The sequence below is a fragment of the Streptomyces sp. NPDC045778 genome, assembly GCF_056431945.1.
In genome coordinates this window covers 45,635-70,603 of record NZ_JBWKJZ010000010.1, presented here as the reverse complement: position 1 = coordinate 70,603, position 24,969 = coordinate 45,635, and the positions used below count along the sequence as shown (strand labels likewise).

Genomic DNA, 24,969 nt, shown 5'->3' with positions numbered 1-24,969 from the left:
TGTTGCCCTACCCTCCCCCGGATGTGATGGGTGCGGCCCTCTGCGTTGAAGGAGTCGCACCGAATGGCGAACGAGCAGAAACTCCGCGAGTACCTCAAGCGAGTTACCGCGGATCTGCATCAGACCCGGCAGCGTCTACAGGACGCCGAGTCCGTGAGCCGGGAGCCCATCGCCATCGTGGCGATGAGCTGCCGCTACCCCGGCGGCGTAGCCGGCCCGGAAGACCTGTGGCAGCTCGTCGCCGAAGGCGGGGACGCCATCTCCCCCTTCCCCGACGACCGGGGCTGGGACGCGGACCTGCACGACCCCGACCCCAGCCGCCCCGGCAAGAGCTACGCGCGCGAAGGCGGATTCCTGCACGAGGCCGCCGAGTTCGACCCGGCGTTCTTCGGCATCTCGCCGCGCGAGGCGCTCGCCATCGACCCGCAGCAGCGGCTCCTCCTCGAAGCGACGTGGGAGGCGTTCGAGCGGGCGGGCGTCGACCCGCTGTCGGCACGCGGCTCCCGCACCGGCGTCTTCGTCGGCGTCATGTACGGCGACTACGGCAACCGCATCCTCAGCAACCCGCAGGGCCTGGAGGAGTTCGAGGGCTACCTCGGCAACGGCAGCGCGGGCAGCATCGCGTCCGGCCGCGTCGCCTACACCTTCGGCCTGGAGGGCCCCGCCGTCACCATCGACACGGCATGCTCCTCCTCCCTTGTGGCCCTGCACCTCGCGGCGCAGGCACTGCGCCAGGGCGAGTGCTCGCTCGCGCTCGCGGGCGGTGTGACCGTCATGTCGACGCCGGACACGTTCGTGGAGTTCAGCCGCCAGCGCGGCCTGGCCGCCGACGGCCGCTGCAAGGCCTTCGCGGAGGCGGCGGACGGCACCGGCTGGGGCGAGGGCGTCGGCCTGCTCCTCCTGGAGCGGCTCTCGGACGCCCAGCGCAACGGCCACGAGATCCTCGCCGTCGTACGCGGCTCCGCCGTCAACCAGGACGGCGCCAGCAGCGGCCTGACCGCCCCCAACGGCCCCGCGCAACAACGCGTGATCCGCGCGGCCCTGGCCAACGCCGGCCTCACGGCCGCCGACGTGGACGCCGTCGAGGCCCACGGCACCGGTACGACCCTTGGCGACCCGATCGAGGCCCAGGCCCTGCTCGCCACCTACGGCCAGGACCGCCCCGATGACCGGCCGCTGCTCCTCGGTTCGGTGAAGTCCAACATCGGGCACACGCAGGCCGCCGCCGGTGTCGCGGGCGTCATCAAGATGGTCATGGCCATGCGCGAGGGCGTGCTGCCGCCGACCCTGCACGTCGACCGGCCGAACTCCCACGTGGACTGGGAAGCCGGGGCCGTCGAGCTGCTCACCGACGAGCGGACCTGGCCCGAGGCCGGGCGGCTGCGCCGGGCCGGTGTGTCGTCGTTCGGTGTGAGCGGCACGAACGCCCACGTGATCGTGGAGCAGGCCCCGGCGCCCGAGGAGCCCGCAGCGGTCGCGGAGCCGGTCGCTCCGGTCACGGCCGTGCCGTGGCTGGTCTCCGCGCGCACCACGGAGGCGCTGCGGGCGCAGGCCGACCGCCTGCACGCGTACGTGACCGGGCGCAGTGACCTCGACCCCGCCGACGTCGGCTGGTCCCTCCTGACGAGCCGGACCGCGCACGAGCACCGGGCCGTGCTGTTCGGGCAGGACCGGGAGCAGTTCCTGGCCGGCCTGGAGTCACTGGCATCCGGCGGCGCCGGAACCCTCACGGGCTCGGTGGTCGAAGGCCGCACCGGCGTGCTGTTCACGGGCCAGGGCAGCCAGCGGATCGGTATGGGCCGTGAGTTGTACGAGACGTTCCCGGTCTTCGCGGACGCGCTGGACGAGGCCTGTTCTCATCTGGACCGGTGGATAGAACGTTCGCTCCAGAGCGTGATGTTCGGTACGGACGCCGAGCTGCTTGAGCAGACGGGCTACGCACAGCCCGCCCTGTTCGCGATGGAAGTAGCGCTGTACCGCTTGGCCGAATCCTTCGGCGTACGCCCTGACATCGTCGGCGGGCATTCCATCGGTGAGCTGGCTGCCGCGTACGTGGCGGGGCTGTGGTCTCTGGAGGACGCGGCTCAACTGGTGGCGGCGCGGGGTCGTTTGATGCAGGCCCTGCCCGAGGGCGGGGCGATGCTGGCCGTGCAGGCCACGGAGGCCGAGGTCGCGCCGCTGCTGGCGGACGTGTCGGACCGCGTGGGCGTGGCGGCGGTGAACGGTCCGGCGCAGCTCGTGCTCTCCGGTGACCGAGCCGCCCTCGAAGGCCTGGAGCACACGCTTCGCGACCAGGGCCGGAAGGTGAAGTGGCTGAAGGTGTCGCACGCCTTCCACTCGCCCCTGATGGAGCCCGCCCTTGACGCCTTCCGCCAGGTCGCGGCCGAGCTGACGTACCAGGACCCGACGCTGCCGGTGGTCTCCAACCTCTCCGGGGAACTTGCGCGGCCCACAGAGCTGAGGGACCCCGAGTACTGGGTCCGCCACATCAGGGAGGCCGTGCGCTTCCACGACGGCCTGAACGCCCTCACCGGCTTCGGTGCCGCCACGCTTCTCGAACTGGGCCCCGACGCCGTACTCACCGCGATGGCGCACGACACGCTCACCGAACCCGCCGCGCAGGCGGGCCTGGTCGGCGCGGTGCGCAAGGACCGGCCCGAGCCGGAGGCGTTCCTCGCCGCTCTCGGGCGGCTGCACGTACGCGGAGTCGAGGTGGACTGGGCGCCGCTGTACGCGCCGGTCGAGTCCCGGCGCCGCGTGGACCTGCCCACGTACGCCTTCCAGCACCAGACGCTCTGGCTCAACCCCCTGACACAGGGCGCCACGGCCGGCGCGGGCGACGGGGCCCACCCGGTGGACGCGAGCTTCTGGGAGGCCGTGGCGGCCGAGGACCTGGAGACGCTGACGGAAGCCCTTGAGGTCGACGGGGAAGCGCCGTTCCGCTCGGTGCTGCCCGCCCTCACGGCGTGGCGGCGGCAGCGGCAGGAGCAGTCCGAGCTTGACCGCTGGCGCTACCGGAGCACCTGGAAGCCCCTCGGCAAGGCGGCGCCGGGCCGACTCGCGGGCACCTGGCTCGTCGTGGCCGGTGCCGGGGCGCCCGAGGAGGCGTGGGTCGACGGGGCCGTACGGGCCCTGGAGCAGGGCGGGGCCCGCGCCCGCGTCCTGCGCGTGGGAGCACGGGACGCCGACCGCGACACCCTGCGGGAACTGCTCAGCCACGCCCTCACCGACCCCGCCGAGGGCGACGGGCGGGCCGAGCCGGTCACCGGAGTGCTGTCCCTGCTGGCCTGCGCGCCCGTGACGGCGAACACACCGGAGGACGGGGATGTCCCTGCCGGTGTCCTCCTGACGCTCGCCCTCGTCCAGGCCCTGGGCGACGAGCGCGTGGACGCACCGCTGTGGGTGGCGACGCGGGGCGCGGTCTCCGTGGGCGCGTCGGACCGCACGGCCGACGCGGACGCCGCGGCGGCCTGGGGGCTCGGCCGGGTCGCGGCCCTCGAACTCCCGGAGCGCTGGGGCGGTCTCGTCGACCTCCCCGACACCGCGGACCCGCGCGCGGTGGCACGCCTCGCCCAGGTGCTCGCGGCCCCGACGGGTGAGGACCAGGTGGCGGTCCGTGCCACGGGGGTGTTCGCGCGCCGGTTGGAGCGGGCGCCGCTGGACCCCGGGGGTGCGGGGGAGTGGACGCCGGACGGCACGGTGCTGGTGACCGGTGGCACGGGTGCCATCGGTGGGCATGTGGCGCGCTGGCTCGCCTCGTGCGGTGCGCCCCGTCTGGTGTTGACGAGTCGCCGAGGCGCGGACGCGCCCGGCGCTGCCGAACTGCGGGCGGAGCTGGAGGAGTTGGGGGCCGAGGTCGCGATCGCTGCGTGTGACGTGGCCGACCGGGACGCCCTCGCGCGGCTCCTGGCGGAGATCCCGGAGGACGCGCCCCTGACCGGTGTGTTCCACACGGCGGGCGTCCTCGACGACGGCGTGCTCCACGGCCTCACCGCCGAACGGTTCGCGACCGTCTTCCGGCCGAAGGCCCGGGCGGCCCTGAACCTGCACGAGCTGACGCGCGACAACGAGCACCTCACGGCCTTCGTGCTGTTCTCCTCCCTCACCGGCACGGTGGGCGCGCCCGGCCAGGGCAACTACGCCGCCGCGAACGCCTTCCTCGACGCGCTCGCCGAACGGCGCCGCGCGGCGGGGCTGCCCGCCGTGTCGCTCGCCTGGGGCCCGTGGGCCGGCGGCGGCATGGCCGCCGACGACGGGTCCGACGAGCGCATGCGCCAGACGGGCCTGCCGGTCATGGACCCGGCGCGGGCCACCGAGGCGCTGCGCCTGGCGACCCGCCCCGCGGCCGCCCACGGCTCCACGCCCGGCGGGGAGGCCGCGCTCGTCGTCGCCGACGTGGTCTGGGACCGGTTCCTCGACGGTTTCACGGCCGCCCGGCGCAGCACCCTCTTCGACGACCTCCCGGAGGTGGCCGCCCTCCACGCGGCGCGCCCCGCCGGGCCCTCCGGGTCCGAACAGCCCGACCTGAAGGGGACGCTGGCCGCCCTGTCCCGCGCGGACGCCGAGCGGACGCTGCTCGACCTCGTGCGGACCCATGCCGCCACCGTGCTCGGGCACGACGGCGCCGACGCGGTGCCCTCCGACGGCGCGTTCAAGGGGCTCGGGTTCGACTCGCTCACGTCGGTGGAGTTCCGCAACCGCCTGGGCGCCGCGACCGGCCTGACCCTCCCGGCGACCCTCGTCTTCGACCACCCCTCGCCGCACGCCGTCGCCGACTACCTGGCCGGCCTCCTCATCGGCGGCGACCTCACCGGCCCTGCCGCCACCTCGACCGCCACCTCGTCCGCGCCGGCCGTCCGTGTGGACGACGACCCCATCGTCATCGTGTCGATGAGCTGCCGCTTCCCCGGCGGCGTACGCGGCCCGGAGGACCTGTGGCGGCTCGTCGCCGACGGCGTCGACGCGCTGGGCGAGTTCCCCGCCGGACGAGGCTGGGACACGCGGTCGCTGTACGACCCGGACCCGGCCACGCCCGGCTCCACCTACGCGCGCCAGGGCGGCTTCCTGCCGGACGCGGGCGAGTTCGACGCGGACTTCTTCGGCATCTCGCCGCGCGAGGCCCTCGCCATGGACCCGCAGCAGCGACTGCTCCTGGAGACCTCGTGGGAGCTGTTCGAGCGCGCGGGCATCGACTCGGCGGCCCTGCGCGGCAGCCGTACCGGCGTCTTCGCGGGCACGAACGGCCAGGACTACCTCGACCTCCTCAAGGACGCACCTGACGGCGCCGAGGGCTACATCGGCACCGGCAACGCGGCGAGCGTCGTCTCCGGCCGCCTGTCGTACGCCTTCGGCTTCGAAGGCCCCGCCATGACCGTGGACACGGCGTGCTCCTCGGCTCTCGTCGCGCTGCACCTGGCCGCGCAGGCGCTGCGCCAGGGCGAGTGCGACCTGGCCCTCGCGGGCGGCGTCACCGTGATGTCGACGCCGAGCGCCTTCATCGAGTTCAGCCGCCAGCGCGGCCTGGCGGCCGACGGCCGCTGCAAGGCCTTCGCGGAGGCGGCGGACGGCACGGGCTGGGGCGAGGGCGTGGGCCTGCTCCTGCTGGAGCGCCTGTCGGACGCGCGCCGCAACGGCCACGAAGTCCTCGCTGTGGTCAAGGGCTCCGCCGTCAACCAGGACGGTGCCAGCAACGGCCTGACCGCCCCCAACGGCCCCGCCCAGCAGCGCGTGATCCGGGCCGCGCTGGCCAACGCCGGTCTGTCCGCCGGTGACGTCGACGCCGTCGAGGCGCACGGCACCGGCACGGCCCTCGGCGACCCGATCGAGGCCCAGGCCCTCCTCGCGACCTACGGCCAGGAGCGTCCCGCCGAACGGCCGTTGTGGCTGGGCTCCATCAAGTCGAACATCGGGCACACACAGGCGGCCGCCGGTGTCGCGGGCGTCATCAAGATGGTCATGGCCCTGCGGGAAGGCGTCCTGCCGCCGACCCTGCACGTCGACCGGCCGAGCACGCACGTCGACTGGTCGGCGGGCGCCGTCGAACTGCTCACGGAGGCGCGCACCTGGCCCGAGCGGGACGAGGCGCCGCGCCGCGGAGGCGTGTCCTCGTTCGGCATCAGCGGTACGAACGCGCACGTGATCGTGGAGCAGGCACCGGCGCCGGAGCCTGCGGAGAGCGCGGTCACCGGCCCGGTCGCGCCGATCACAGCCGTGCCGTGGCTCGTGTCCGCCCGGAGCCCGGAAGCACTGCGGGCCCAGGCCGAGCGCCTGCGCGAGCACGTGGCCGTCCGCGACGAACTCGATCCCGCCGACGTGGGCTGGTCGCTGCTCTCGGGGCGCGCCGCGCACGAGCACCGGGCGGTCGTCCTGGCGCGCGGCCGGGAGGACTTCCTGACCGGCCTCGAAGCCCTGGCGTCCGGCGGCCCGGGTCCGGTGACCGGTGCGGTGACGGGCGGCCGCCTCGGCGTCCTCTTCACCGGCCAGGGCAGCCAGCGCCCCGGCATGGGCCGCGAGCTGTACGAGGACTTCGTCGTCTTCGCGGACGCGCTGGACGAGGTGTGCTCTCATCTGGATCAGTGGATAGAACGTTCGCTCCAGAGCGTGATGTTCGGTACGGACGCCGAGCTGCTTGAGCAGACGGGTTACGCGCAGCCCGCGCTGTTCGCGATGGAAGTCGCCCTCTATCGCCTGGCGGAGTCCTTCGGGGTGCGCCCCGAGGTCGTGGGCGGTCACTCGATCGGTGAGCTGGCTGCCGCGTACGTGGCCGGTCTGTGGTCGCTTGAGGACGCGGCCGGACTGGTGGCGGCGCGGGGCCGGTTGATGCAGGCCCTGCCCGAGGGCGGGGCGATGCTGGCCGTGCAGGCCACGGAGGCCGAGGTCGCGCCGCTGCTGGCGGACGTGTCGGACCGCGTGGGCGTGGCGGCGGTGAACGGCCCGGCGCAGCTCGTGCTGTCCGGTGACCGTTCCGCGCTGGAGGGGCTGGAGAAGGCCCTGCGCGACCAGGGCCGGAAGGTGAAGTGGCTGAAGGTCAGCCACGCCTTCCACTCGCCGTTGATGGAGCCGGTTCTCGCGGACTTCCGCAAGGTCGCCGAGGAGCTGACGTACCAGCATCCGACGTTGGCCGTGGTGTCCGGCCTCACCGGTGAGCCGGCCGATCCCGCCGAGCTGAGGGACCCCGAGTACTGGGTGCGGCACGTCCGCGAGGCGGTCCGTTTCCACGACGGCCTGAAGGCCGTGGCCGGGCAGGGCGTCACGACGTTCCTGGAGCTGGGACCGGACGCCGTCCTGACGGCGATGGCGCATGACACCTTCACGGACCCGGTCGCGCAGAAGGGCCTGGTCGCCGCCGTGCGCAAGGGCCGCGCGGAGCCGGACACGTTCCTGACCGCGCTCGCGCAGCTGCACGTACGCGGAGCCGAGGTCGACTGGTCGCTGCTGTACGCCCCGGTCGAGTCCCGGCGCCGCGTGGACCTGCCGACGTACGCCTTCCAGCGCCGGACGTACTGGCCGCGGCCGGCCGAGCCCGGCGTGCCGGACACGGAGGCCGGGGCGATGGACGCCGAGTTCTGGGACGTCGTACGGCGGGAGGACCTGGACGGACTCGCCGGGGCACTGGACCTCGACCAGGAGGCCCCGTTGAAGTCGGTGCTTCCGGCGCTGGCGTCCTGGCACCGGCGGCAGCAGGAGCGCCACGAGGTGGACGCCCTGCGGTACGGCGTCACGTGGACGCCGCTGGCCGGAGCGGACGCGCCGGGCGCCGGTGGGGTCCTTCAGGGCACCTGGGCGCTGCTCGTCCCGGCCGACGCGGCCGGGCACCCCTGGTGCGCGGCCGCCGAGGAGGCGCTCGCGGGCGCCGGTGCGCGGGTCCGGCGCGTCGTCGTGGGTGACGACGAGGCCGAACGTACGGCGCTCACGCGGATCCTCAGGGACATCGGAGAGCCGGCCGCCCTCGCGGGTGTGCTGTCGCTCCTCGCCCTGGACGAGCGCCCGTACCGGCACCCGGGGAGCGACACCCCGGACCCCGCGCTCCCGTGGGGCATGGCCGCGACCCTCGCGCTGACGCAGGCCGTCGTCGACGCCGAGGCCGGCGGACGGCTGTGGGTCGCGACGTCCGGCGCGGTGTCCGCCGGGGGCACCGACCCGGTACGCGCCGTGGCGCAGTCGCAGGTGTGGGGCTTCGGACGAGTCGTGGGCCTGGAGCACCCGGAGGTGTGGGGCGGTCTCGTCGACCTGCCGGAGGCCACCGAAGGTGACGGCGTTCCGGCCGCCGCGCGGGACCGCCTCGCCGCGCTCCTCATCCGCGCCGGCACGGCGGACTTCACCGAGGACCAGCTCGCCCTGCGCCCCTCCGGTGTCCTCGTACGCCGCCTCACGCGGGCCCCCGGCGGCCCCGCGGCCGGCGAGGGCTGGCAGCCGCGCGGCACCGTGCTCGTCACCGGCGGCACCGGCGCGCTCGGCGCGCACGTGGCGCGGTGGCTCGCGGGCCAGGGCGCCGCACACCTCGTCCTGACGAGCCGGCGCGGCCCGGCCGCGCCCGGCGCGGCCGAACTCCGTGCCGAACTGGAGGAGTTGGGGGCCCGGGTCACCGTCGCCGCCTGTGACGTGGCCGACCGCGACGCGGTCGCCGGACTCCTCGGCACGATCCCCGCGGACGCGCCGCTGAGCGCGGTCGTGCACGCGGCGGGCGTCGGGCAGGACCTGATGATCTCCGAGACCGGGCCCCGCGAATTCGCCGGCATCGTGACGGCCAAGACCGCGGGCGCCGCGCACCTGGACGACCTGCTCGGCGACACACCCCTGGACGCCTTCGTGCTGTTCTCGTCCATCGCCGGGGTGTGGGGCAGCGGCGGCCAGGCCGCCTATGCCGCCGCCAACGCCTACCTCGACGGCCTCGCCGAGCGGCGCGCGGCACGCGGGCGGGCCGTGACGTCGATCGCCTGGGGACCGTGGGCCGACTCCGGCATGGCCGGGGACGACGAGGCGGCCGCGCACCTGCGCAAGCGGGGCCTGCCCGTCATGCGGCCCGAGGTCGCCGTCGCCGCCCTGCGGCGCGCGCTCGACGGGCCCGGGACGCTGGTGACCGTCGCCGACGTCGACTGGGAACGGTTCGCCCCCGCCTTCACCGTGCGGCGCGCGAGCCCCCTCCTCGACGACCTGCCGGAGGCCCGCCGCGCGCTCACCGCCGGGCCGGACGCCACGGGGGGCGCGGCCGAGGACGACGCCGTGACCGCGCTGCGCGGCCGGCTCGCCGCCGCCTCGCCCGACGAGCGCGAGCGGACCGTCCTGGAACTGGTGCGCACCGAGGTCGCCGCCGTCCTCGGACACACCGGAACGGCGGCCGTCCGCGAGGACCGCGCGTTCAAGGAGTTCGGCTTCGACTCGCTCACGGCCGTCGAACTGCGCACCAGGCTGAACGCCGCGACCGGCCTGAGCCTGCCCAGCACGCTCGTCTTCGACCACCCGACCCCCGGCGAGCTGGCCCGCGAACTCCTCGCCGAACTCCTGCCGGACACCGCGCCCGGCGACGCGGACGACGCCTACGCCGTCCACGCCGCCGACGGGGCGCCGGACCACCCCGCGGACGCCGAAGTCCGCAGGGCCCTGGCGGCCGTCCCGGTCGCCCGCATCCGTGAGGCGGGCCTGCTCGACGCCCTGCTGCGCCTCGCCGCACCGGAAGCGGCGGGGGCCCAGGCCACCGCCACGCCGGAAGACGACGACGCGGACGCCTCGATCGACGCCATGGACGTGGCCAACCTGATCCAGATGGCCTTGGACAACGGTGATTCCTGATGCACAGATTCCTGATGCACAGATTCCTGACGCAGCGATTCCTGACGCAGCACGAAATGTGGAGCCGGACATGACGAGGCCTTCCGACACGGTCGTCGACGCGCTGCGCGCGTCCCTGAAGGAGACCGAGCGGCTGCGACGGCAGAACCAGCAGCTGGCGGCGGCATCCCGGGAGCCGATCGCTATCGTCGGCATGAGCTGCCGCTTCCCCGGCGGCGTGGCGAGCCCCGAGGACCTGTGGCGGCTCGTCGCCGACGGCGCCGACGCCATCGGCGACCTGCCCGACGACCGGGGCTGGGACGTCGACGCGCTGTACGACCCCGACCCGGAGAAGCGCGGTACCTTCTACGCGCGCCAGGGCGGATTCCTCCGCGACGCGGGGGAGTTCGACGCGGCGTTCTTCGGCATCTCGCCGCGCGAGGCCCTGGCGATGGACCCGCAGCAGCGACTGCTCCTGGAGACCGCGTGGGAGGCCTTCGAGCGCGCCGGCATCGACCCGGCCACGCTGCGCGGCACCCGCGCCGGGGTGTTCGTCGGCTCCGGGTACCAGGGCTACGGCGAGGGCGTCCGGCAGGCTCCCGAAGGCGTCGAGGGCCACCTCCTGACCGGCAACACGACCAGCGTGATGTCCGGCCGCCTCTCCTACGTCCTCGGCCTCCAGGGCCCGGCGGTCACGGTCGACACGGCCTGCTCGTCGTCCCTGGTGGCCCTGCACCTGGCCGCGCAGGCGCTGCGGCAGGGCGAGTGCACCATGGCGCTCGCGGGCGGCGTGACCGTCATGTCGTCCCCCGAGACGTTCGTGGAGTTCAGCCGCCAGCGCGGCCTGGCGGTGGACGGCCGCTGCAAGGCGTTCGCGGAGGGCGCGGACGGCACGGGCTGGGGCGAGGGCGTCGGCATGCTCCTCGTCGAGCGCCTCTCGGACGCGCGCCGCAACGGCCACCAGGTCCTGGCGGTCGTACGGGGCTCCGCCGTCAACCAGGACGGCGCCAGCAACGGCCTGACCGCCCCCAACGGGCCTTCGCAGCGCCGCGTCATCCGCGCCGCCCTCGCCAACGCCGGCCTGACGGCCGCCGACGTGGACGCCGTCGAGGCCCACGGCACCGGCACCACCCTCGGCGACCCGATCGAGGCGCAGGCCCTGATCGCGACGTACGGCAAGGAGCACTCGGCCGAGCGTCCGCTGTGGCTGGGCTCGCTGAAGTCGAACATCGGTCACACGCAGGCCGCCGCCGGTGTCGCGGGCGTCATCAAGACGGTCATGGCGATCCGTCACGGCGTCCTGCCCAAGACCCTGCACGTGGACGCCCCGACGTCCGAAGTGGACTGGTCGGCGGGCGCCGTCGAGCTGCTCACCGAGGCCCGCGAGTGGGCCGAGCGGGAGGCGGGACTGCCCCGCCGCGCGGGTGTGTCCTCCTTCGGCATGAGCGGCACGAACGCCCACGTGATCGTGGAGCAGGCCCCGGCGGCCGAGGAGCCTACGGCCGAGGAGGACTCCGCTACGCCCGTTATGCCGGGCGTGGTGCCGCTGACCCTGTCGGCGAAGACCCCCGACGCGCTGCGGGCGCAGGCGGCCCTGCTGCGCCGACACCTGTTGACAGGCGCCGACGTGCGCCTCGACGACCTGGCCTGGACGCTCGCGGTGGCCCGCTCGCGCTTCGAGCAGCGGGGCGTCGTCCTCGGCCGTGACCGCGAGGAACTGCTCGCCGGGCTTGAGCGCTTGGCGGAGGGCGACGCGACGGCCGGTGGCGTGGTCGTGGGCCGCGCCCAGGGCGACACCGTCCGTCCGGTGTTCGTGTTCCCGGGTCAGGGTTCGCAGTGGGCCGGGATGGCGCGTGAACTGCTCGATGAGTCGCCGGTGTTCGCGGAGCGGATGCGGGAGTGCGCGGAGGCCCTGTCGGAGTTCGTGGACTGGGACCTCATGGAGGAGCTGGACGGCGACCGCTTCGACCGGGTCGACGTCGTCCAGCCCGTCTTGTTCGCGGTGATGGTGTCGCTGGCCGCTGTGTGGCAGGCGGCTGGGGTGAAGCCCGCCGCGGTGGTCGGTCACAGTCAGGGTGAGATCGCTGCCGCGTGTGTGGCGGGCGCGCTGTCGTTGAGGGATGCGGCCCGTGTGGTGGCCCTGCGGAGCCTGGCGATTCGTGAGCTGTCGGGCAAGGGCGGCATGGTGTCGGTGCCGCTGCCCGAGGCCGAGGTGCGCGAGTTGATCGAGGGCTGGGAGGGCAGGATCGAGGTCGCGGCCGTCAACGGCCCCGCTCAGGTGGTCGTCTCCGGTGAGCCGGAGGCCCTGGAGGAATTGGTCGCGCAGTGCGTGGGCCAGGACATCCGTGCTCGTACGATCCCGGTGGACTATGCCTCGCACTCCTCGTACGTGGAGCAGATCGAGGCCCAGATCGGCGAGGCGCTTGAGGGTGTGAGTCCGCAGGCGCCCGAGGTGCCGCTGTACTCCACGCTCACCGGTTCGTGGCTGGATGTTTCGATGGACGGCGGGTACTGGTACCGCAACCTGCGCCAGACCGTGCTCTTCGAACACGCCACCCGAGGCCTCCTCGCCGAAGGCCATGGCCTGTTCCTGGAGATGAGCCCCCACCCGGTCCTCACCGTCCCCGTCCAGGCCACGATCGATGCCACTGAAAGCCAGGCCGCCACCCTCGGCTCCCTGCGCCGTGACGAGGGCGGCGCCGACCGCCTCTCGGCTTCCCTCGCCGAAGCCCACGTCCACGGCGTCGAGCTGGACTGGAAGGCGTTCTACTCGGGCGCCGGAACCGTCGTCGACCTGCCCACCTACCCGTTCCAGCGCCAGCACTACTGGCTGCACGCCGACTCCGCCGCCGGTGACGTCACCGCGGCCGGGCTCGACGACGCCGGGCACCCGCTGCTGGGTGCGGCGGTGCCGCTGGCCGACGGGGACGGGCATCTGCTCACCGGGCGGCTCTCGCTGCGCACGCACCCCTGGCTGGCCGACCACGCCGTGGCGGGGGCCGTGCTGCTGCCCGCGACCGCGTTCGTGGAGCTGGCGACGCGCGCGGGTGACCAGGTCGGCTGTGATCTGGTCGAAGAACTCACCATGGAGACGCCGCTGGTCGTCCCCGAGGTGGGCGGCGTACAGCTCCAGTTGACCGTGGGCCCCGCCGACGCCTCCGGGCGGCGGTCGCTGGCCTTCCACTCCCGGCCCGAGGCCGGACCCGACACGGACGGCGCGGCGGCCGAGCCGTGGACCCGGCACGCCACCGGTGTGCTGGCCGTGAGCACGGAAGCCGACCTTCCCGGCGGCTCCGAGCTGGCCCAGTGGCCGCCGCGCGGCGCGGAGGCCGTCGGTGTCGAGGGCCTGTACGAGGATTTCGCCGCGGCGGACGTCCAGTACGGCCCCGCCTTCCGGGGGCTGCGCGGCGCCTGGCGGCGCGGCGACGAGGTGTTCGCCGAGGTCGGCGTCCCCGAGGACCGGCGCGACGAGGCGGGCCGCTTCGGCCTGCACCCCGTGCTCCTCGACGCGGCCCTTCAGGCGGCACACCTCGCGCGGGACGGAGCGGACGGATCCGAGGCCGACGAGGGCGGCGCGCCCCGCCTTCCGTTCTCCTGGAGCGATGTCTCCCTGTACGCCACGGGCGCGAAGTCCCTGCGCGTACGCCTCACCCGGGCCGGAAGCGGCGGCGACACCGTCTCCGTCCTCCTGGCCGACGAGTCCGGGGCCCCGGTCGCACGCATCGGCGCGCTGGTGTCCCGCACCGTCGACGCGCGCCGGAGCCTGGCCGCGCAGCGCAGCCGCGTACCGCACCTGTACCGCGTCAACTGGGCGGCGGCGCGGGCCGACGCCACACCGCGGGCCGGCTCCTGGGCCGCCATCGGCGAGGGCGCGGAGCGCGTGGCCCGCGTCCTGGGCGAGGACGGCGTCGACGTCGCGGCGTACCCCACCCTCGCCGAGCTGGCCACGGCGGTCGCCGAGGGCACCGCGCCCGCACCCGGCGTCGTGGTCGCCGCCCCGGACCTGACGACGCCCGCAGGCACCGGCGCAGGCACCGGCACCATAAGCGAAGGGGGCGCAGCGGCCCATGACCTCGTGGCCGCCGTGCACGCCACCACCGCCGACGCGCTCACCCTCACCCAGGCATGGCTCGCCGACGAACACCTCGCCGACGCCCGCCTGATCGTCCTGACGCGCGGCGCCGCCGCCGTCACCCCCGACGAGCCGGTGCCCGGCCTCGCGCACACCGCCGTGCTCGGGCTGCTGCGCTCCGCGCAGTCCGAGGAGCCCGGCAGGCTCGTCCTCGCCGACGTGGACGACGCGCCCGAGTCGCTGCGGGCCCTGCCCGCCGCGTACGCGCACGGCGAGCCGGAGTGCGCCGTGCGCGCCGGTGCCGTGCTCGTCCCCCGGCTCACCCGCGACCTCGGCGAGCCCGCCGAGGACCCGGTCACCCTGAACCCGTCGGGCACCGCCCTGGTGACCGGCGCCCCCGGTGGTCTCGGCGGCCTCGTCGCCCGGCACCTGGCCACCGCGCACGGCGTACGGCACCTGCTGTTCCTCGGACGCCGCGGCCCCGACGCGCCCGGTGCCACCGAACTCGCCGCACACATGGCGGAGTCGGGTGTCGGCATCGACATCGTCGCCTGCGACGCCGCCGACCGGGACGCCCTCGCCGCGGCCCTGGCTCGCGTACCCGACGAGCACCCGCTCACCGCGGTCGTCCACACCGCGGGCGTCTTCGACGACGGCATCACCTCCTCGCTCACCCCCGAGCAGCTCGACCGCGTCCTGCGGCCCAAGGTCGACGCCGCCGTCAACCTGCGCGCGCTCACCGCGGACGCCGGCCTCGACGCGTTCGTCCTGTTCTCCTCCGTCGCGGGCGTCCTCGGCGGCGCCGGACAGGGCAACTACGCGGCGGGCAACACCTTCCTCGACGCCTACGCGCACGCCCTGCGCGGCCAAGGCGTGCCCGCGACCTCCCTCGCCTGGGGCCTGTGGGCCGAACGCGGCGGCATGGCCGGGCAGATCACCGCCGACGACCTGGACCGGATGACCCGCTCCGGCGTCGCCCCGCTCGCCACCGAGCAGGGCCTCGGCCTGCTCGACGCCGCGCTCGGCCTGCGCGCCGCCGCCCTCGTGCCGGTGCGCCTCGACACCGCCGCGCTGCGCACCGCGCACGGCCCGCACCTGCCGCCGCTGCTCGGCGGCCTCGTCCACGGCCCGGCCCGGCGCGCCGTCGCCGACCGGGGCGGCGCGGACGGTGACACGCCCGCCCTGGTGCGCGGCCTGCGCGGCCTCGCGGCCGACGAGCGGGAGCGCGCGCTCCTCGACCACGTGCGCGGCCAGGCCGCCGCCGTCCTCGGCTACGCCTCCGGCGACGACGTGGACGCCGAGCGGGCCTTCCGCGACCTGGGCTTCGACTCGCTGACCGCCGTCGAGCTGCGCAACCGCCTCAAGGAGACGAGCGGCCTGCGGCTGCCCGCCACCCTCGTCTTCGACTACGCCAACCCGCTCGCCCTCGCCCGCCACCTCGCCTCCGAACTGACCGACGGCGACGGCGACAGCGACGGCCAGGCCACGGCGAGCACCACGGGCGGCGCGCCGCCCGCCGGGTCGCACACCGACGAACCCATCGCCATCGTCGCCATGAGCTGCCGCTTCCCCGGCGGCGTGGGGACCCCCGAGGACCTGTGGCGGCTCGTCGGCGCGGGCGCCGACGCCACCTCCGGGCTCCCCGAGGGCCGTGGCTGGGACACCGCCAACCTGTACGACCCGGACCCCGACCACCAGGGCACCACGTACTCGCGCGGCGGCGGCTTCCTGCACGAGGCCGGCGAGTTCGACGCCGCGTTCTTCGGCATCTCGCCGCGCGAGGCCCTGGCGATGGACCCGCAGCAGCGCCTCCTCCTGGAGACCGCGTGGGAGGCCTTCGAGCGCGCCGGCATCGACCCGGCGGCCCTGCGCGGCAGCACGGGCGGCGTCTTCGTCGGCGCCTCGTCACAGGGCTACGGCGAAAGCCTGCGGGAGGTCCCCGACGGCCTCGAAGGCCACCTGATGACCGGCAACTCCACCAGCGTCATCTCCGGCCGCCTCGCCTACTCCTTCGGCCTGGAAGGCCCGGCGGTCACCGTCGACACCGCCTGCTCCTCCTCCCTCGTCGCCCTGCACCTCGCGGCGCAGGCGCTGCGCCAGGGCGAGTGCTCCCTGGCCCTCGCGGGCGGCGCCACGGTCATGTCGACACCCGACACCCTCGTCGCGTTCAGCCGCCAGCGCGGCCTGGCCGCCGACGGCCGCTGCAAGCCGTTCGCCCAGGACGCCGACGGCTTCGGCGTCGGTGAAGGCATCGGCATGCTGGTCCTGGAGCGCCTGTCGGACGCGCGCCGCAACGGCCACAAGGTCCTGGCGGTCGTACGGGGCTCCGCCGTCAACCAGGACGGCGCCAGCAACGGCCTGACCGCCCCCAACGGCCCCTCGCAGCAGCGCGTCATCCGTGCCGCCCTCACCAACGCCCGCCTCGCCGCGGCCGACGTGGACGCGGTCGAGGCGCACGGCACCGGCACCTCACTCGGCGACCCCATCGAGGCGCAGGCCCTCATCGCCACGTACGGCAAGGACCGGCCCGGCGACCGGGAGCCCCTGTGGCTCGGCTCCGTCAAGTCCAACATCGGGCACGCCCAGGCGGCCGCGGGTGTCGCGGGCGTCATCAAGATGGTCATGGCGATGCGGCACGGCGTCCTGCCGAAGACCCTGCACGCCGAGACGCCGACGACCGAGGTCGACTGGTCCGAAGGGGCCGTCGAGCTGTTGACCGAGGCGCGCGAATGGACCGCGCCGGAGCCGGGACGGCCGCGGCGCGCGGGCGTCTCCTCCTTCGGCATGAGCGGCACCAACGCGCACGTGATCGTGGAGCAGGCACCGGTGGAGGAACCACTTCCCGCCGACGCCGGCGACGGGCCCGCACCGACCGCCGCACCGTCGGTGGTCCCGGGCCTCGTCCCGCTGGCCCTGTCGGCGAAGAGCGAGAGCGCGCTGCGCGCGCAGGCGGACCGGCTGCGGGAGCGACTGCTCGCCGACGCGGACGACGACGGCACCGAAACCCGGAACGACACCGAATCCAAGAACGGCACCGAGTCCAAGGTCGCCCTGACGGACGTCGGCTGGTCCCTGACGGTGGCCCGGTCGCGGTTCGAGCACCGGGGCGTCGTCCTCGGCCGCGACCGCGAGGAACTCCTCACCGCCCTTGAGCGCCTGGCGGAGGGCGACACCAACGCCGACGGCGTCGTCACCGGCCGCGCGGTCAGCGGCGCGGGTCGCGCGGTGTTCGTGTTCCCGGGTCAGGGATCGCAGTGGGCCGGGATGGCCCGCGAACTCCTCGACGAGTCGCCGGTGTTCGCTGAGCGGATGCGGGAGTGCGCGGAGGCGCTGGGCGAGTTCGTGGACTGGGATCTCCTTGAGGAGTTGGGCGGTGACCGTTTCGACCGGGTCGATGTGGTCCAGCCGGTCCTGTTCGCGGTGATGGTGTCGCTTGCCTCGGTGTGGCAGGCGGCTGGGGTGAAGCCCGCCGCGGTGGTCGGTCACAGTCAGGGTGAGATCGCTGCCGCGTGTGTGGCGGGCGCGCTGTCGTTGAGGGATGCGGCCCGTGTGGTGGCTCTGCGGAGCCTGGCGATTCGTGAGCTGTCGGGCAAGGGCGGCATGGTGTCGGTGCCGCTGCCCGAGGCCGAGGTGCGCGAGTTGATCGGGGGCTGGGAGGGCAGGATCGAGGTCGCGGCCGTCAACGGCCCCGCCCAAGTGGTCGTCTCCGGTGAGCCGGAGGCCCTGGAGGAACTGGTCGCGCACTGCACCGGCCAGGACATCCGTGCTCGTACGATCCCCGTGGACTACGCCTCGCACTCCTCGTACGTGGAGCACATCGAGGCCCAGATCAGCCAGGCCCTGGAGGGCGTGAGCCCGCAGGAAGCTCAGGTCCCGCTGTACTCGACGCTCACGGGCGCCTGGCTGGACGCGGCGACGCCGATGGACGCGGGCTACTGGTATCGCAACCTGCGCCAGACCGTGCTCTTCGAGCACGCCACCCGGGGCCTCCTGGCCGAAGGTCACGGTCTGTTCCTGGAGATGAGCCCCCACCCCGTCCTCACCGTCCCCGTCCACGCCACCATCGAGGCCGCCGGACGCGACGGCGCGGCCGTGGCCCTCGGGTCGCTGCGCCGCGACGAAGGCGGCGCGGCGCGGCTGCTCGCCTCGGTCGCCGAGGCGCACGCGCGCGGTGCCGAACTGGACTGGAAGGCGTTCTACCCGGGCGCCGGAACCGTCGTCGACCTGCCCACGTACGCCTTCCAGCGCCAGCACTACTGGCTGACGGAGGACGAGGCACCGGGCACGCGGCCCCTCTTCGCCGTGGACGAGATCGAGGCGCGCTTCTGGGAGGCCGTGGAGCGCGAGGACCTGGCCGGTCTCACGGCGGAGCTGGAGATCGCCGAGGACTCCGCCGCGGGGCTCGGCTCCGTCCTGCCCGCCCTGTCGTCCTGGCGGCGGCAGCGCCGCGAGCGGTCCGCCCTCGACGCCTTGCGCTACCGCGTGACCTGGAAGCCGCTGCCGCACAGCGCCCTGCCGGCGTCCGGGCTCACCGGACGATGGCTGCTGGTGGTGCCCGAGAGCGCCGCGCGGCACCCGTGGGCCACGGGCTCCCTCGAAGCCCTGACGCGGGCCGGCGCGGAGGTCACCGAACTGTGCCTCGCACCCGGCCAGTTGACGCGTGAGGCACTGGCCGGGCGGCTGGCCGCGGAGCACGGCGAAGGACTCGCCGGTGTCGTCTCGCTCCTCGGCCTCGACGAGACCCCCGCCGACGGGCACGAGGCCGTGTTCGCCGGGCTCGCCGCGACCGTCGCCCTGGTGCAGGCCCTCGGCGACGCCGGGATCGGCGCCCGCCTGTGGACCGTGTCGCACGGCGCCGTCGCCACCGGCCGCGGCGACCGGGCCGTGACCCCCGAACAGGCGCAGCTGTGGGGCCTCGGCCGGGTCGTGGCCCTGGAGCACCCGGAGCGCTGGGGCGGCCTGGTCGACCTGCCGCCGACGTACGACACCCGTACCGGCGCGCGCTTCGCCGCCACCCTCGCGGCGCCCGGGGGCGAGGACCAGCTCGCGGTGCGCGGCACCGGCGTCTTCGTGCGCCGCTTCGCGCACGCCCCGCTGCCCGAGGACCGGGGCGCCGAGCCCCGGTGGACCCCGCGCGGCACGGCTCTGATCACCGGCGGCACGGGCGCGATCGGCGGGCACGTGGCACGCTGGCTCGCCCGCGAAGGCGTCGAGCACCTCGTCCTGACGAGCCGCCGCGGCCCCGACGCCCCCGGCGCGGCCGAGCTGAAGGCCGAACTGGAGGAACTGGGCGCCGAAGTCACCGTCGCGGCCTGCGACGTGGCCGACTGGGACGCGCTCGCGGCACTCCTCGACGGCCTCGCGGAGGACGGCCGCACCCTGCGCTCCGTCTTCCACGCTGCGGGCGCCGGCCAGGAGCAGCCGCTGCACACGATGACGACGGCGGACATCGCCGCCGTCCTCGAGGCCAAGGTCGCGGGCGCCGCGCACCTCGACTCGCTCCTCGACACCGGCTCGCTCGACGCGTTCGTGCTGTTCTCCTCCAACGCCGGTGTCTGGGGCAGCGGCAGCCAGGCCGCCTACGCCGCCGCCAACGCCCACCTCGACGCCCTCGCCGAGTGGCGCCGCGCCCGCGGCCTGACCGCCACCTCCGTCGCGTGGGGCCTGTGGGGCGGCGGCAGCGGCATGGCCGGTGCCGAGGCCGAGGAAGCGCTGCGACGCGTCGGCGTGACGGCCATGGAACCGGGCCTCGCGATCGCCGCGCTCGCCCAGGCCGTGGCGTACGACGAGACGTGCGTGGCCGTCGCGGACGTGGACTGGGAGCGGTTCGCGCCCGCCTTCACCGCGGCGCGCCCCAGCCCGTTCCTCGGCGAACTGCCCGAGGTGCGGCGCGCCGTCGAGGGGCCGGAGACGTCCGCCTCGCCCGCCGCGGCGAGCACCGCGGCCGGTTCCGAGTGGGCCGAGCGGCTCGCCGTCCTGCCCGCGCCTGAGCAGGAACGGATGGCCCTCGATCTGGTACGGGCCCACGCCGCGGCCGTGCTCGGCCACGCAGGCGCGGAGGCCGTCGAGCCCGCCCGCGCCTTCCGTGAGCTGGGCTTCGACTCCCTGACGGCGGTCGAGGTCCGCAACCGGCTCACCGCGGCGACCGGCCTCAAGCTGCCCACCACCCTCGTCTTCGACTACCCCAACGCCCGGCTGCTCGCCGCCCACCTGCGCCAGGAGGCCATCGGCGACGCCCCCGGCACCACCGGAGCACCGGCCGCCGCGCCCGCGCCCGCCGACGACCCGATCGCCATCGTGTCGATGAGCTGCCGCTACCCCGGCGGCGCCACCAGCCCGGACGCCCTGTGGCGGCTCGTGTCCGAGGGCACGGACGCGATCTCGGTGTTCCCCGCCGACCGGGGCTGGGAGAACACCGGCGCGGCGGCGTACCGCGCGGAGGGCGGTTTCCTCTACGACGCCGCCGACTTCGACGCCGCGTTCTTCGGCATCTCGCCGCGCGAGGCCCTGTCCATCGACCCCCAGCAGCGCCTCCTCCTCGAAGCCTCCTGGGAGCTGTTCGAGCGCGCGGGCATCGCCCCCGCCTCGGTACGCGGCCACCAGACCGGCGTCTTCATCGGCTCCGGCCACCAGGGCTACGGTGAGGGCGTCCAGGACCTGCCGGAGGGCGTCGAGGGCTATCTGCTCACCGGCAGCGCCGGCGCGGTCGTCTCCGGCCGTCTGTCGTACGCCTTCGGGCTCGAAGGCCCGGCGGTGACCGTCGACACCGCGTGCTCCTCGTCCCTCGTGGCCCTGCATCTCGCGGCGCAGGCGCTGCGCCAGGGCGAGTGCGACATGGCCCTCGCGGGCGGCGTCACCGTGATGTCGACGCCCACCGCCTTCGACGAGTTCAGCAAGCAGCAGGGCCTGGCCGCCGACGGCAGGTGCAAGCCCTTCGCCGAGGCCGCGGACGGCACGGGGTGGGGCGAAGGCGTCGGCCTGCTCCTGCTGGAGCGCCTGTCGGACGCCCGCCGCAACGGCCACGAGGTCCTCGGCGTCGTACGCGGCTCCGCCGTCAACCAGGACGGTGCCAGCAATGGCCTGACCGCCCCCAACGGCCCGTCCCAGCAGCGCGTCATCCGCGCGGCCCTGGCGAACGCCGGTCTGTCCGCCGGTGACGTGGACGCCGTGGAGGCCCATGGCACGGGCACGACCCTGGGCGACCCCATCGAGGCGCAGGCCCTCCTCGCTACTTACGGCCAGGGCAGGCCGGATGACCAGCCGCTGTGGCTCGGCTCGGTGAAGTCCAACATCGGCCACACCCAGGCCGCTTCGGGCGTCGCCGGTGTCATCAAGATGGTTCTCGCCATGCGCGAGGGCGTCCTGCCCCCGACGCTGCACGTGGACCGGCCGAGCACGCACGTGGACTGGTCGGCGGGTGCCGTCGAACTCCTGACGGAGGCCCGGGAGTGGACTTCGCGCGAGGACGCGCCGCGCCGGGCGGGAGTCTCGTCCTTCGGTGTGAGCGGCACGAACGCTCACGTGATCGTGGAGCAGGCCCCTGCGTCCGAGGAGCCCGCAGCGGTCGCGGAGCCGGTGGCTCCGGTCACGGCCGTGCCGTGGCTGGTCTCGGGCCGCAACGCGGAGGCCCTGCGAGCGCAGGCCGGACGGCTCCGGGACCATGTCGCGGGCGACACCGGCCTGGACGCCGTGGACGTGGGCTGGTCGCTCCTGACGGGCCGGTCGCCGCTGGAACACCGGGCCGTGGTCCTGGGCCGGAGCCGGGACGACCTCCTTGCGGGCCTGGAGTCACTGACATCCGGCGGCCCCGGAACCCTTACGGGCTCGGTCGTGGAGGGCCGCCTCGGGGTGCTCTTCACCGGCCAGGGCAGCCAGCGCATCGCGATGGGGCGTGAGCTGTACGAGACGTTCCCGGTCTTCGCCGATGCGCTGGACGAGGTCTGCTCTCATCTCGACCAGTGGATAGAACGTTCGCTCCAGAGCGTGATGTTCGGTACCGACGCCGACCTCCTTGAGCAGACGGGTTACGCGCAGCCCGCCCTGTTCGCGATGGAAGTTGCCCTGTTCCGCTTGGCGGAGTCCTTCGGGGTGCGGCCGGAGGTCGTCGGCGGTCACTCGATCGGTGAGCTGGCTGCCGCGTATGTGGCCGGGTTGTGGTCGCTTGAGGATGCGGCCCGACTGGTGGCTGCGCGTGGCCGGTTGATGCAGGCCCTGCCCGAGGGCGGCGGCATGCTGGCCGTGCAGGCCACGGAAGCGGATGTCCTGCCGTTGCTCGACGGGATCGCTGATCGCGTGGGTGTAGCTGCCGTGAACGGTCCCGCGCAGCTCGTGCTCTCCGGCGACCGCGCCACCCTCGAAGGCCTGGAGCACACGCTTCGCGACCAAGGCCGGAAGGTGAAGTGGCTGAAGGTGTCGCACGCCTTCCACTCGCCCCTGATGGAGCCCGCCCTTGACGCCTTCCGCCAGGTCGCGGCCAAGCTGACGTACCAGGACCCGACGATTCCGGTGGTCTCCAACCTCACCGGGGAGCTGGCGGACGCCACCGAGCTGAAGGACCCCGAGTACTGGGTCCGGCACATCCGGGAAGCCGTGCGCTTCCACGACGGGCTGAAGGCCCTTGCCGGTCAGGGCGTCACGACGTTCCTGGAGCTGGGCCCTGACGCGGTCCTGACGGCCATGGCGCACGACACGCTCACCGAACCCGCCGCGCAGGCGGGCCTGATAGCCGCCACGCGCAAGGACCGGCCCGAGCCGGACACGTTCCTGACGGCCCTCGCGCAGCTGCACGTACGCGGCATCGAGGTCGACTGGACCCCGGTGTACGCCCCGGTCGAGTCCCGGCGCCGTGTCGAGCTGCCGACGTACGCCTTCCAGCGCGAGCGCTACTGGCTCACGTCAGGCCCGGCCGCCGCGCGCGTGGACGAGGTGGAGGCGCGGTTCTGGGAGGCCGTGGAGCGCGAGGACCTGGAGTCGCTGAGCGCCGAGCTGGGCGGCGGTGCCGACGGCGGGGCGCTGGGTGAGGTGCTTCCGGTCCTGTCGTCCTGGCGGCGGCAGCGCCGCGAGCGGTCCGCCCTCGACGCCTTGCGCTACCGCGTGGCCTGGAAGCCGCTGGGCCAGGCACCCGCCGCGCGGCTCGACGGGACGTGGCTGCTCGTCGCGCCGGACGGCGGCGCCGACGTCACCGACTGGGCGGCCGCCGTCGAGAACAGCCTCGGCCGACTCGGTGCCGAGGTGCGCACGGTCGTCGTACCGGACGCGGAAGGAACCGACCGCGAGGAACTGGCGGAACGGCTGCGCAAGGAAGCGGCGGCGGCCGGTGGCGAACTGTCCGGTGTGCTTTCCCTGCTGGCCGCCGACGAGGAGCCGCACACCGTACGCGGCGGAGTCAGCCGCGGGCTCGCCGCGACCGTGACCCTGGTGCGGGCCCTGCACGCCGCGGACCTGGGCGCCCCGCTCTGGCTCGCCAGCCGGTCCGCGCTGACCGTGGGCAGTGCCGACCCGGCACCCCGGCACGCGCAGGCGGCCCTGTGGGGCCTGGGCCGCGTGGTGGCGGTGGAGTACCCGCGGCTGTGGGGCGGCCTCGTCGACCTGCCCGAGACGGCCGAGGAGCGCGCTGTCGCCGGGCTCGCCGGTGTCGTCGGCGGCACGTGGTCCGGTGAGGACCAGGTGGCGGTCCGTGCCACGGGGGTGTTCGCGCGCCGGTTGGAGCGGGCGCCGCTGGACGCCGGGGGTGCGGGGGAGTGGACGCCGGACGGCACGGTGCTGGTGACCGGTGGCACGGGTGCCATTGGCGGGCATGTGGCGCGCTGGCTCGCCTCGTGCGGTGCGCCCCGTCTGGTGTTGACGAGTCGCCGGGGCGCGGACGCGCCCGGTGCGGCTGAACTGCGCGCGGAGCTGGAGGAGTTGGGGGCCGAGGTTGCGATCGCTGCGTGTGACGTGGCCGACCGGGACGCCCTCGCGCGGCTCCTGGCGGAGATCCCGGAGGACGCGCCCCTGACCGGTGTGTTCCACACGGCGGGCGTCCTCGACGACGGCGTGCTCGACGGCATGACGGCCGAGCGGATCGCCACCGTCTTCCGGGCCAAGGTGGAGTCGGCCCGGCACCTGGACGAGCTGACGGCCGGACTCGACCTGTCGGCGTTCGTGCTCTTCTCGTCCTTCGCCGGCCTCTCCGGCGGCACCGGACAGGGGAGTTACGCCGCCGCCAACGCCGCGCTCGACGCGCTCGCCGAGCACCGCAGGGCGCGCGGCCTCGCGGCGACCTCCGTCGCCTGGGGCGCGTGGGGCGGCGGCGGCATGGCCGCCGACCGGGCGCGGGGCGGTGCCGTGCCGCCCATGGAGCCCGGGCTCGCGGTCACCGCGCTCGGCCAGGCACTCGGCCAGGACCTGGCCGTCACCGTCATCGCCGATGTCGACTGGGAGCAGTACCTGGCAGGCGGCCCGGCGCTCACGCCCAACCCGCTCTTCGCCGACCTGCCCGACGCCCGCGCCCTCCAGGAGCGCGCCGACCGTACCGACAGCGGGACGGCCGGCGGCGCGGAGCCCGACCTCGCGCGGCAGCTCGCGGCGCTCTCCGGACCCGAGCGGGACCGGCACCTGGAGGACCTGGTCCGCACGCACGCGGCCGCCGTCCTCGGCTACCCCGGGCCGGAGCGCGTCGAACCCGGCCGCGCCTTCCGGGAGCTGGGCTTCGACTCCCTCACCGCCGTCGAACTGCGCAACGCGCTCGGCGCGGCCACCGGCCTGCCCCTGCCCACCACCCTCGTCTTCGACCACCCCACGCCCACGGCGCTCGCCGCCTACCTGAAGGCCGAACTGGCCCCGGGCGCAGGCGAGTCGGCGGCCATCCTGTCCCAGCTCGACACGCTGGAGATGGGACTCGCCGAGAGCACGCCCTCGGGCGACGACCTCGCCACGATCGCCGAGCGGCTGCGGGTGCTGCTCGACCGGTGCACCCGTGACGCGGACGACGACGAGGACGCGCAGGTCGCGGAGGAACTGGAGTCCGCGACGGACGACGAGATGTTCGACTTCATCAGCAAGGAGTTCGGGATCTCCTGATGCGCCGCCCCCGCAAACCCCCGATGTGCCGCCCCCGCGCGGGGGCGGCACACCGCACTCTCCCACTT

At 74.8% G+C, this 24,969-nt stretch carries 2 protein-coding genes; both read left to right on the top strand.

Annotated features, from left to right (window positions below; all coding sequences use genetic code 11):
• The first annotated feature begins 63 nt into the window (after positions 1 to 63).
• Entirely contained in the window at positions 64 to 9,789 is a 9,726-nt protein-coding gene (locus AC07GB_RS15135) for a type I polyketide synthase (protein ID WP_478845388.1), read from the top strand.
• A 70-nt stretch (positions 9,790 to 9,859) separates the two neighbouring features.
• Positions 9,860 to 24,901, top strand: a complete 15,042-nt coding sequence (locus tag AC07GB_RS15130; protein WP_478845386.1) for a type I polyketide synthase — start codon at positions 9,860 to 9,862, stop codon at positions 24,899 to 24,901.
• Positions 24,902 to 24,969 lie beyond the last annotated feature (68 nt).